The organism is endosymbiont of Lamellibrachia barhami (assembly GCF_011947365.2).
In the GTDB taxonomy this organism is placed as follows: Bacteria; Pseudomonadota; Gammaproteobacteria; order Chromatiales; family Chromatiaceae; genus QGON01.
Map to the genome: position 1 here is coordinate 3534326 of NZ_JAAVSH020000001.1, position 10713 is coordinate 3545038.

Annotated in this window: 12 protein-coding genes; 4 read left to right on the plus strand and 8 right to left on the minus strand. The window is 54.4% G+C overall.

Features of this window, described 5'->3' with window-relative positions; all coding sequences use genetic code 11:
• Positions 1–527: DUF1698 domain-containing protein (locus G9Q73_RS16205; RefSeq protein ID WP_177420696.1), on the minus strand; the 527-nt coding region annotated here is incomplete at its 3' end.
• A 29-nt stretch (positions 528–556) separates the two neighbouring features.
• The gene (gene cmoA / locus G9Q73_RS16210) at positions 557–1282 is read right to left on the minus strand and encodes a carboxy-S-adenosyl-L-methionine synthase CmoA (protein WP_304956614.1); all 726 of its coding nucleotides are present in this window, start codon (positions 1280–1282) and stop codon (positions 557–559) included.
• Between the two features lie 221 nt (positions 1283–1503).
• On the opposite strand from cmoA, the gene G9Q73_RS16215 reads away from it, so the two are divergent.
• The gene (locus G9Q73_RS16215; protein ID WP_177420698.1) at positions 1504–1788 is read left to right on the plus strand and encodes a hypothetical protein; all 285 of its coding nucleotides are present in this window, start codon (positions 1504–1506) and stop codon (positions 1786–1788) included.
• On the opposite strand, the gene G9Q73_RS16220 is transcribed toward G9Q73_RS16215, so the two are convergent.
• From G9Q73_RS16220 to G9Q73_RS16235, 4 genes are all read right to left on the minus strand, one after another.
• Positions 1785–3056 carry an MFS transporter gene (locus tag G9Q73_RS16220; RefSeq protein ID WP_177420699.1) on the minus strand — a complete coding sequence of 424 codons (1272 nt, stop codon included), beginning with the start codon at positions 3054–3056 and terminating at the stop codon, positions 1785–1787. The two genes, G9Q73_RS16215 and G9Q73_RS16220, sit on opposite strands and share 4 nt — an antisense overlap.
• Positions 3057–3062: 6 nt before the next feature.
• Positions 3063–3698, minus strand: coding sequence for a response regulator transcription factor (locus tag G9Q73_RS16225; RefSeq protein ID WP_177420700.1), 636 nt, complete (start codon positions 3696–3698; stop codon positions 3063–3065).
• Positions 3699–3702: 4 nt separating this feature from the next.
• Positions 3703–6255 (minus strand): PAS domain-containing sensor histidine kinase, encoded by a 2553-nt coding sequence (locus tag G9Q73_RS16230; RefSeq protein WP_218649975.1) that lies wholly within the window; start codon positions 6253–6255, stop codon positions 3703–3705.
• A gap of 286 nt (positions 6256–6541) precedes the next feature.
• The gene (locus G9Q73_RS16235) at positions 6542–6901 is read right to left on the minus strand and encodes a PilZ domain-containing protein (RefSeq protein WP_177420701.1); all 360 of its coding nucleotides are present in this window, start codon (positions 6899–6901) and stop codon (positions 6542–6544) included.
• Between the two features lie 167 nt (positions 6902–7068).
• Between G9Q73_RS16235 and G9Q73_RS16240 the strand changes: the two genes are divergently transcribed.
• Positions 7069–7518: an RDD family protein gene (locus G9Q73_RS16240; RefSeq protein WP_177420702.1), complete on the plus strand. Its 450-nt coding sequence runs from the start codon at positions 7069–7071 to the stop codon at positions 7516–7518.
• A 175-nt stretch (positions 7519–7693) separates the two neighbouring features.
• On the opposite strand, the gene lptG is transcribed toward G9Q73_RS16240, so the two are convergent.
• A complete protein-coding gene (gene lptG, locus G9Q73_RS16245) occupies positions 7694–8761 on the minus strand; it encodes an LPS export ABC transporter permease LptG (protein ID WP_177420703.1) in 1068 nt (355 codons plus the stop codon).
• Entirely contained in the window at positions 8758–9864 is a 1107-nt protein-coding gene (gene lptF, locus G9Q73_RS16250; RefSeq protein WP_177420704.1) for an LPS export ABC transporter permease LptF, read from the minus strand. The genes lptG and lptF overlap by 4 nt, the downstream gene beginning before the upstream one ends.
• Positions 9865–9992: 128 nt before the next feature.
• Between lptF and G9Q73_RS16255 the strand changes: the two genes are divergently transcribed.
• Both G9Q73_RS16255 and G9Q73_RS19245 read left to right on the plus strand, forming a co-directional pair.
• A complete protein-coding gene (locus G9Q73_RS16255; RefSeq protein WP_177420705.1) occupies positions 9993–10430 on the plus strand; it encodes a M17 family peptidase N-terminal domain-containing protein in 438 nt (145 codons plus the stop codon).
• An 81-nt stretch (positions 10431–10511) separates the two neighbouring features.
• On the plus strand, positions 10512–10713 hold a 202-nt coding region (locus G9Q73_RS19245), incomplete at its 3' end, for a hypothetical protein (protein ID WP_218649976.1).

The window sequence follows — 10713 nt, forward strand, 5'->3', positions numbered from 1 at the left end:
TCGGGGGGGGAAGATCTCGATACCTGGGCAGCACCTCCACCGGAATTGCCCTCCCAGAAGTGACGGATCGCCTCGAACTGTTTGACGAAAAAGCTGCGTGGGGTCAGATGCCGATCACCTGTCTGGCGCCCCTTCCCCAACCATGCGCTAAAGCAGTGGTAGCCACCACAGCCCACATCCAGCACCAACCGGTCCCGTAAGTTGGATAGCTCTGCAGGCGCGCCCATTTCCAGTCTGAACGCCACTCTGTGCTCAAGCCGGATACCGACAATGTCAAATGGCCCTTTGCGCCAGGGATGGAGCTGTTTCAGCAGACCAGCGGTCTGCTGCCGAATTTCCTCGTCACAGTCCTGCTCCGTCCTGATAGTCACTGCACTGGAGTTAAGATCGATCTGTGAGGGTTCGATGGAAGGCAGTGCGGCGATCACCTCAGACCACTTCTGCATATCGCCGTGGGACCGCTCCCTCCAGACAGACTCAACCTGTGCTGGCAACTGTTCCAGCCAACGCCCCAAGGGCGTTCTCATCAGGGGGACCATCCACTGCCAATCGCCGTTCATTTGATGGCCAGCAGAGAGACGAAATTGAAACATTGAAACCAGACTTCCACGGTATTGAAGCCGGCTTGAAACAGTCTGTCCTGATGGGTAGCCAGGGTTTCGGGAAGCAGCACATTCTCCAGGGCGGTACGCTTCTGGCTAATCTCCAGATCCGAGTAGCCCTGGCCTTTTTTGAAGGCATGGTGCATGTCGGTAAAAAGGGCCTGCGCCTGAGGCTTTCCCAAGGCAATCTTTTCCGACAACACCAAAATTCCATTTGGCAGCATACCGTCGAAGATATGCTGCAACAGTCCGGATCGCCGCTCCGGCGACACGAACTGGAGAGTAAAATTGAGCACTACCATGGAGGCATTCTCTACCTTGATATCCTGAATATCGGCACACACAAAATCCACAGGCGCCTTTCCAGCATCGGCCTCAAGAAACTCCCTGGCCCTTGCCAGCATGGCGGGAGAGTTATCCACCGCAATGACACGGCAATCCCTGTCACCGATGCCTGCTCGCATGGCTAAGGCAGCGGCACCCAAAGAACAGCCCAAATCGTAGCAAAGGCCCTCAGACTGCACCCGCCGGGCTGCCAGGGTGGCGATCATATTGATGATGGTTGCGTAACCCGGGACCGAACGCTGAATCATGTCAGGGAAGACACCTGCCACCGCCTCATCGAAAACAAAGTCGGTGACCAGTGCCTGGGGGTCTGCGTAGATTTTATCCTTGGCCATTGTCATCCTGTACTCAAAAACAAACTAAACATAAACCATGTATCCATCTGGAAACCCGTATCTAACTACAAAGAACACGAAGGTAACAGATTGATTAAGCATAAATATTCTTAGTGTGCTTCGTGGTAAAAAAGTGTTTTCTGGCGGGCATTTTACGCTGATTTCCACTGTGATCACGTAATCGAATAAAATGGTTTCCAACCTCATTCTTGGAGTAACAAATGGCCCTCTTCGACTTTCTATTATCCGACCAGATGAAGCGTGAGAAGATCGCCAAAGAGATAGGCTTGAAGACTGGCCTGTTTGTCGCTTGCCCAATTTGCCGGGATGTCACGGAAGCGCCAAATCACGAAGCCTTCCGGGAACAGACTGAGGTCTATGTCAGGACGCTGCTAGAAAAACGTGATGAACAGACAAGGCTATTCGACAATGATGAAACAGAGATGATCCGCACCATCGCGGAGGTCGGAAAAAAACTGCCTTACAACTGTATGTGTCACATTTAGCCCGCAGAAAATGAACGAGCTGCCGCCTCTCCCTCGGCTACATCGACCCGGCTCAATAGCAGTGCTCCCGCTACAAATAGTATTGTCACCGAAAGAATGGCTATGCGTGCATCCCCGGTAATCACGCCAACCCAGCCCATCAAGAGGGGACCAAATACCACGGCAAACTTGCCCAGCATATTGTAGAAACCGAAAAACTCCGCAGCCTGATCCCGCGGTATCAAGCGTGCATAGAGTGAGCGGGAGAGCGACTGAATCCCTCCCTGCACCAACCCGATAGCCACAGCCAGTGCGTAGAATTCCCAGACCGACTCCATGCGGTAGGCCCAAAGCAGAATCAATAGATAGATGAAGATCGCCAACATAATCCCTTGCCTGGGACCTCTTCTGGCGCCCAGCTGTCCGAACAGAATAGCCGCAGGGAAACCGACAAACTGGGTAATCAACAGGGCTGTCATCAGATTGTTAGCATCAAAGCCGATAGAGAGTCCATAATCCACCGCCATGCGCACGATGGTATCGACCCCGTCGATGTAGAGCCAGTAGGCCAACAGGAAGAGGAAGGTCATGCGTAACTGCCGCAGCTTGCGAAGCGTCGACAGCAGCTGTCGAAAACCGGCCAGCAGATGACTGCCCTCACCACGCTTTTTTTGGGGTTCCTTAACGAACAGAAAGACAGGAATCGAGAACAGGCCCCACCAGAGGGCGACCGTGATAAATGAGAGTCTGACCGCCTCGGCAGTACCGCTGAGACCGAAAAACTCCGGATAGAGCGTCATCACCACATCGAAGGCAAAAAGCAGCCCTCCCCCCAGATAGCCTACGCCAAAACCCAGTGCGGAGAGCCAGTCGTAATCCTTCTCCTCCGCCACCGACACCAACAGGGCGTCGTAGAAGATAACACCCCCGGAAAAACCCAGAATCCCCAGTCCGTAGAGTGTCAGCGCCATCACCCAGCTGCCCTGTCCAACCAGATAGAGGGCTCCGGTCATGACTATGCCCATTGAGGTGAAGAAGAGCAGGAAACCTTTTTTTGCCCCGGCCTGATCTGCAATAGATCCCAACAGGGGCGCCAGACAAACGATGACGAGGCTCGCCAGTGAATTGGTCATACCCAGACGAAAGGTACTCTCCGTGGCTTCGACGCCCACACTCCAGTACTGCTTGAAGAAAAGCGGAAAAAAACCGGCCATCACCGTTGTGGCGAAGGCTGAATTCGCCCAATCATAGAAGACCCAGGCGAGCGCGCCTGCACGAATCTTCCGCATGAATATCTACTCTTCCTCTTTCACATGTTCCTTGACTATATTGGCCAGAACCGCCATGCGCACCAGCTTGGCCAGCGATCCCGCCTCCATCTTCTCCATCACCCGGGCACGATGAGCCTCAACCGTCTTTGCACTGACACCGAGGGTGGTGGCAATCTCTTTGTTGGCCTTGCCTCTGGTCACCATCTCCATCACCTCATGTTCCCTGGGCGTGAGCCGGGCAAGGCGGGTGGCGATCTCAGCGAGTTGAGACTGATAATCCCGCTGCTGCTCGTCAAGTGACAGCGCATGCCGGATGCTCTCCAGCAACAGTTCATCATTGAAGGGTTTCTCGATGAAATCCACAGCACCCGCTTTCATCGCCCGTACCGCCATCGGCACATCGCCATGTCCGGTAATGATGATGACCGGGATCGCAATCTGATGATTCATCAGGTACTCCTGCAACTCCAGCCCGCTCATGCCCGGCATACGTACATCGAGTAACAGGCAGCCTGAACGTCCCGGATAGTAGCTTGAGATAAAAGCACTCGCAGAGTCAAAGGTCTCCACCTGCATGGCCACGGACTCGATCAGCCACTTCAGGGAGTTACGCATGGCCTGGTCGTCGTCAACAACAAATACCGTCGGTTCATTGCTCATAGATTCAGTATCCCGGTAGTTCCAGCTTTGGATCGGTCGGTAATATAACCGTAAATTCAGTACCATATCCCAGTTCGGTAGTCACGAAAATATCACCCTGGTGATCCTCGATAATCTTGCGGCTGATGGCCAACCCCATGCCCATCCCACTCTCCTTGGTCGAGAAGAAGGCGTCGAACAAGTGTTCCATAATATCAGGTGAAATACCGGGTCCGGTATCCCGAACCTGTATCTCCACCCGCCTCTCATCCAGTTTGCAGGTAACCAGCGTCAGTCTTCTCTGGCTCACCTCTACCTGTTGGAGCACCTGAATGGCGTTGCGCACCAGATTGAGCAGCACCTGCTCGATCTGCACCAGGTCGACCTTCACCGGCAGGCCTTCACCTGCGAGGTCGAGAATAATTTCGACAGATCGCTTGTTTGCCTCGTACTCCACAAACGAAGCAACTTCAATGACCAACTCATTCAGGTTGACCAATGTCTGCTCGCGGGGCTTCTTACCCACCAGACTGCGCAGACGTTTGATGATCTCTCCAGCCCGTTCCGCCTGAACGGTGATCTGGGCCATTGCATCCACCAATTCCGCCTCGCCGCCGATCCCCGCCTGTAGACGGCGTACGCAGCCACTGGCGAAATTAACAATGGCGGCAAGCGGTTGGTTCAACTCATGCGCCAGTCCGGTGGCCATCTCACCCATAGTACTGACCCGGCAAACATGTACCAGTTCCGACTGGTGCTGGCGGCTTTGCTGCTCAGCACTTCGCACTTGGGTAATATCCCTGCCGTAAATATTGACGTAACCAAGCTCAATAATCGGCGCCAGCAGCAGGGAGAAAATCTGCCCATCACTGGCAAGCTCATACTCCCTGTTATGGCCCGCCTCCAGTGTCTCCAACACCAGATTGCGCCAATACATCGGCAGCGTCTGGGCCAGTTCACACCCCCAATAGTCGAGCAGGGGTTCGCTTGCCGCATTGGCATAGGTGATCACACCACGGTTGTTTATGCGTAACACCGGACTTGGATTTTCACTGGTAAACTTTGCCAGGCTCTGAATCTCCCGTTCTGCCTTGCGCCGCTCACTGACATCCCTTAGATAGAGGGTAAAGAGCTTCTGTTCGTGCATGTAGATAGGCACCGCAGAGCACTCGACAGGCGTCTCGGCACCATTGACGTCCGTCGCCAAAAAACCCTCTGGGGCACAGGCGCTCGCACCTTTCGGCAGATTGCGGCAGGCTTCCAGCAGCTTCCTGAAACGTACCCTGTCATCCGTGTGGATCAGCTGGTGTGTGATGGATTGTCCTATCAGATGGTCACGCTCAAAGCCAAAGGTCCGTTCTGCGGTTGCATTCACCTCAACCACTGTCGCTGCCGAGTCCACCGTAATAATTGAGTCCAGCGCTGTATCCAATAGTGTGCTTTTCAGCACCTCGGAATCGTGAATCTGCGTCTCATGTTCGCGCTGCACCTCATCCTGCGCCGCGCCAACACGCTGAAAATAGTCCTGAATCCAGGCTTCCAGCACCAGTAACTGGTTGCCCCGATCCTGCACTGGCTGTTCGATGTTCAATGCACTCCGACCAAGGATGGATATTCGATGAAGAAAGTGATTGAGCCGGGCGGAAACAAAGAAAAACAGCAGAGAGAACACCGCCACAAAAGCGGCAGCTTCAAGCAACCGTTCGCGCCGCTCGCTTGCAAGAATTCGCTGGCTGGTCTGCTCCACCCGCTTACGGGATATCAATGTGGCAAACTGAATATTTTGGTCTGACCCCTCATAAGCCGTAAATGACTGTGAGGTAACGAGATAGTCATCTTCCCATTGGCTTAGTTTTGAATTGCGCAATACCCGTTTCTCGTCACTGCTCGAAAGCAACACTTGGCGGTCCGCATCCAACAAACCCACAACGCTACCGTCATCAGTCACTGCCTGTTGGGATTCAAGCAGAAACTGTTCGTCGATGGGGATGACCAGCATCAAAACGGCCCTCTTCCGACCATGTGGATCGTCAATGGTCGCCCAGGCAATCAGGTAGGGGGCTTGCCAGACATTTGTCACCACAGCGCCATCTCTGCCTGAATATCCCTTGGCCGCTCTCGCTACCGGGAAAGGTGTGTCCTGCTGATGAAATATCTCCCGCACCCTATCTTTGGCATCCAGCAGCACCACCTGACTCGGTGCCACAGAACCAACCATTGGATGCCCCATCTCCAGCCATGCAGGCTGTGATTCTATATAGGTTTTGGGGTATAGCTGGCGACTTTCCCAATCAGGCAATTGAACATGATTGACCAGACGCCAATGCTGCGACAGACCATGCGCTGCAATCTGCCACTGCCGTAGATACTGCTCGAACCGGTAACGGGTGTCGCGCGCGCGTCGATCCAGTTGCAGTTCGAGTTCGCCCTGAAAAATTTCGCCCAGCGCCCGGCTTTGTATGGGGTCCAGCACCAACCAGACCAACAGTCCACAGAGCACGCCCACAAGGATTGATATCCACTGCAACGGAATGCGCTCAAACCAGCGAAAAAACCTGCCTCTGCCCGTGTGCGCCATCAAATACCCAAATGATCAACCCTATGATTTCAATGATATACGAAACCATCATGAGACTGATCATAGGACTTTCACAGGCCGCTGGATAGTCCAAAGGGGTTTTGATCTTATATTGCCTCCCTCTACTGAGGTAGCGAAATCGACTCCCGAAACCAAAACCGATCTCTTTCCCAAAAAAAGAGGCGCTATTTGCGCCTCATTCGAAGATTCCAGGTATTTCCCGGATAGAAAAAAGTTTCAGCCAAATATGAAATCTGTCTAACCAAGATTTAAGATAACCGCTGTATCAGATTCCGATTGCCCTGCCGGGACTCGAGGCAGGCGCCAGTCCAGGTCTTGTCATCGCTGTATCAGTCTGCCCATTCAGAACCCGCCTGAGCATCTGACGGACATCGGTATCCAATTCACTGAACATGAGGCCGACGCCGTCCGCCCTATGGTGAACTACCAATGCCTTGGCTTTGCACAACATGCTTTTCGTGGGGCATTTGACTGGGAAAGTGATGTCCACCAAGGCATTAATTGCCAACTGGACACGCCCGACATTGATGAACATGCCACCCAATCCCACATCCTGGGTTTTCCCACTGATCAAACCAAGCCCACGGTAATTGAGCGTTACGTCAAGCGCGATAGGTTTACGCACGGCACAACGATGTTCCACTGTTTCTGTCCTGGATAGATTGCAATATTCTGAATCTAGGGAGTGGTAAAGGTAGTTCAAGGATCAGAATTGACAAGCTCGGAGTTTTACCTGTCTGACCAAGGGATCTTCCCTATCACAAACCACTAGTGCTCCGGTAGAATCCCAGGATGCATGAACGATACCCTGTAAATCTTGAAGAGGCGGTAGCCCCGGGTTTTTTTCGACGGATTGCTGCAATGCTCTACGACGGCCTGCTCCTGGTGGCATTGATGGCCGTGGCTACGACACTGATTACGCTGCCGCTGGGAATGCCAAGCGGTAGCTTACTCATCGTCTACCAGCTTTTTCTATTCGAAATCATACCCTTGGCGTTTTTCACCGGATTTTGGGCCTGGGGTGGCCAGACACTGGGCATGCGGGCCTGGCGACTGCGACTGGTGCGCGCCGATGGAGGCAAACCCACCTGGGGCGATGCCCTGAAACGTCACCTGGCAGCCATCTTCTCCTGGCTGGTCTTTGGGCTGGGATTCCTGTGGATCTTATTCGACCCGGAAAAACTGGCCTGGCATGACCGGATGTCGGGTACCCGGCTGGTAATCGTTGCCAAGTCGCATTAGCATATTGTTGGGTTACGGCCAAAAAGACGGCATAACCCAACCTACCCAAGTGGTTGATTGTTGGTAGCTCCAGAGGTCAGAGTCGATTCAGCTACGAAGTCACATCACTCGCATCGCATTTATCTCGCCTCATGCCACTCCCCAACATATTCACTCTCGACTCCGACCCCTCAAGCTAATGCACCCTGCGAAAAAACCAAAATGCCAAAAACAGGCAGAACAGTGTCGGGAAGGATGCCGCGAACAGCGGGTTGATGTCGTAGACCACCGCCAGATAGGAGAAGGCCCTGTTCACCAGGTAGAAAACCGTACCTATGACCGCACCGGTAAAGATACGCTGACCAATGCTGACGCTACGCAAAGCGCCGAACACAAAGGGCACGCTCAAAAACAGCATGACCAATGTCACCAGGGGTGACACCAGCTTTCCCCAGAAAGCCACTTCGTAGGTCGCGGCATCCTGCCCATTTTCAGTCAGATAGCGGATATAGCTCCAGAGATCCCAGGCCGGCAGCATGTGGGGCTGGACCGTCACCACATCCAGCAATGCCGGCTCCAGCAGGGTCGGCCACCGCAGGCGCTCCAATCGATTCGTGGTAATCCGTCCGGCGCCAAATTCGCTCTGCTCCACACCCTCCAGCTCCCATTCAGGATCGACATATCGGGCAGTATCGGCATGGGTGGCCCGCAGCAGTTTTCTTCCCACCCCATACTCGAAGATCGAGATATCAGCCAATGTTGAGTCGGGTAGGATACGGCGGATATTGATGAAGGTATCGCCGTCCCTCGCCCAGAATCCGTACTTGGTCTGCAGCGTCACCTGGTTCGACAGTGCGTCCATCTTCATACGCTGGGCGCGCTGTTCGGTTACCGGCGCCAACAGCTCCCCGACAGCCAGAATAACCAGCAACATAACAAAACCGGTCTTCAGAACAGCCCCCACGATGCGGGATATCGACACCCCCGCGGCACGCATGGCGATCAGTTCGGAGTTGTTCGCGAGCGCCCCCAGGCCGATCAGACTCCCCAGCAGGGTGGCGACGGGGAAGATCTCGTAGGTATAACGGGGCAGGATCAGGAGTACATAGGTAAAGGCTTTGACCGTGGTGTAACTTCCTTTGCCCACCTCTTCCAGTTCTCCCAGCACGGAGAAGAACCCCAGCAGCACCAACAACAGCGCCAGAACCATCAACATCCCCAATGCCACGGAGCGGCCGATATAACGATCCAGCAGGTTGGTCATGCCCGAGTCCAACGCAGACGACGGCGCCAGCGGCGATACCAGACACGGTCCGGTATCAGCATAACGAGCGCCAGCGTCCCCATGGAAAGATGCACCCACCACATGCCCAGCCACGCGGGGGTCACCTGATCCTTCATCCAGTTCTCGGATACGCCCTGAAGACTGAGATAGATGGTGTAGATCAGAAACGCCAGGGCCAGACGGCCAAAGGGCCCCTGTCGCGGCAGCGAACGGCTTAACGGCAGACTCAGCAGAGCAAAGGCCAGCACTCCCAGTGCCGGTGACAGGCGGTATTGAAATTCGGAGCGGTCGTAGATGTCCTGCGATGCCAGCAGGACATGGGTCGGCAGGCTGTTACGGGGACGATTGCCCACTGTGGGCATGGCCTCCCCTATGCGCAGGGCATAGGCGCCAAATTCACTCACCACATAATCCGCCCGACCGGGCTGACCTTTGTAGCGGAATCCATCCTTCAATACCAGAAACCGGTCACCCGTCTCCGGGTCCACCCGCTGAAAACCGGTGTCTGCGGTCACCAAACCCAGCTCATCCCCCTGCCGGATCTGCACAAAGATGTTGTGCATGAGGTGATCTTCCTTGGAGATCGACTCCACATAGAAGACCAGATCGCCCTTGCTGTATTCGTTGAACCGTCCTGGACTCACACCCGCCAGTTCAACCGACTGGCCCGTCTGCCCGCTGATGATCCGCGCAATCAGCTGACTCGACCAGGGCTGCACCCCCATGGAGAGCCAGGCCACCAGCAGGGAAACCGGCAACCCCGCCAGCAGGATGCTGCGAAAGATACGCAGGCTGCCTACGCCGCAGGACTCCAGGGCGATCATCTCGCTATCCCGGTACATCCGGCCAACAGCGTAGAGCACTGCGAAGAAGAAAGCGGGCGGAATCAGGCGGGCAAGATAGCGAAAAATCTGCAGTCCCAGCAGTTGGAAGAGGACATCCGCACTCACCTCTCCCACCGCCACCTGTTGTAAAAAACCGATAAAACTATGACTGACCAATACCAGCAGCAGTATCAAGAGGATCGCAAACAGCGCCTTGAACACTTCCTGCAGCAGATAACGGTCGATGAGAGAGATCACGGCAATGGTAAATCGTTGCTGTTTAGGTAGACTACTGGCTGTCTATAATGATTTCGGAACCCTATCCTATCAAGAATTGCGGCCTGGATAGGCATCATCTCCACCAAAATATCGAGGGTCAACGATACATGGAATTCAGCATCAAGTCTGGGGATCCCACCAAACAACGTACCGCCTGCCTGGTGCTTGGCGTCTACTCCCACCGTCGGCTTTCACCCATTGCGCAACAGGTGGACAAGGCCGGCAAGGGATACCTTACCAAGATTCTGAAGCGTGGCGATATGAATGGAGAGTCCGGTGAGCAGGTGATGTTGTACGACGTACCTGGTAGCCTGGCAGAACGGGTGCTCCTGATCGGCCTGGGAAAAGCCCGTGAGTTTACCCTTAAGCAGTACCGCAAGACCCTCTCCTCTACTGTAAAAAGTCTGGACAAGAGCCACTCTGCAGAAGCCGTTTGTTGTCTGAGTGACCTGGAACTTCAGGACGGCAACCTCTATCAGACAGTACGAGACACCGTCATCTCCGCAGAGGATGCGTTATACCGCGTGTATCGAGCTGAAAAGTGAGCGCAAACACCCAAACGTCCACTGAAGGCGTTCGACCCTTTTCTCGGTGATCACAAGCCGGTTGAAAACTGCGCAAAGGCAGTGAGCCATGGTCAGGGCATCGCCAACGGCATGAACCTGGGCCATGATCTTCCTCTCCAATCTGCCAGGCAATATCTGCACCTGACCTACCTTCCTGCCAGTCAACAGGCCCGCAAATCCCAGCAGAAAAATCTCGCCGCATCATGTCCAGGTGCGGATGAGAAGCAGATGGAGCAATACGTAACCGAACGAAGTACAATGC

Coding starts and splice junctions, on each gene's coding strand:
- cmoA (WP_304956614.1), bottom strand. CDS start 1,282: ATGGCCAAGGATAAAATCTACGCAGACCCCCAGGCACTGGTCACCGAC.
- G9Q73_RS16215 (WP_177420698.1), top strand. CDS start 1,504: ATGGCCCTCTTCGACTTTCTATTATCCGACCAGATGAAGCGTGAGAAG.
- G9Q73_RS16220 (WP_177420699.1), bottom strand. CDS start 3,056: ATGCGGAAGATTCGTGCAGGCGCGCTCGCCTGGGTCTTCTATGATTGG.
- G9Q73_RS16225 (WP_177420700.1), bottom strand. CDS start 3,698: ATGAGCAATGAACCGACGGTATTTGTTGTTGACGACGACCAGGCCATG.
- G9Q73_RS16230 (WP_218649975.1), bottom strand. CDS start 6,255: ATGGCGCACACGGGCAGAGGCAGGTTTTTTCGCTGGTTTGAGCGCATT.
- G9Q73_RS16240 (WP_177420702.1), top strand. CDS start 7,069: ATGCATGAACGATACCCTGTAAATCTTGAAGAGGCGGTAGCCCCGGGT.
- lptG (WP_177420703.1), bottom strand. CDS start 8,761: ATGACCAACCTGCTGGATCGTTATATCGGCCGCTCCGTGGCATTGGGG.
- G9Q73_RS16255 (WP_177420705.1), top strand. CDS start 9,993: ATGGAATTCAGCATCAAGTCTGGGGATCCCACCAAACAACGTACCGCC.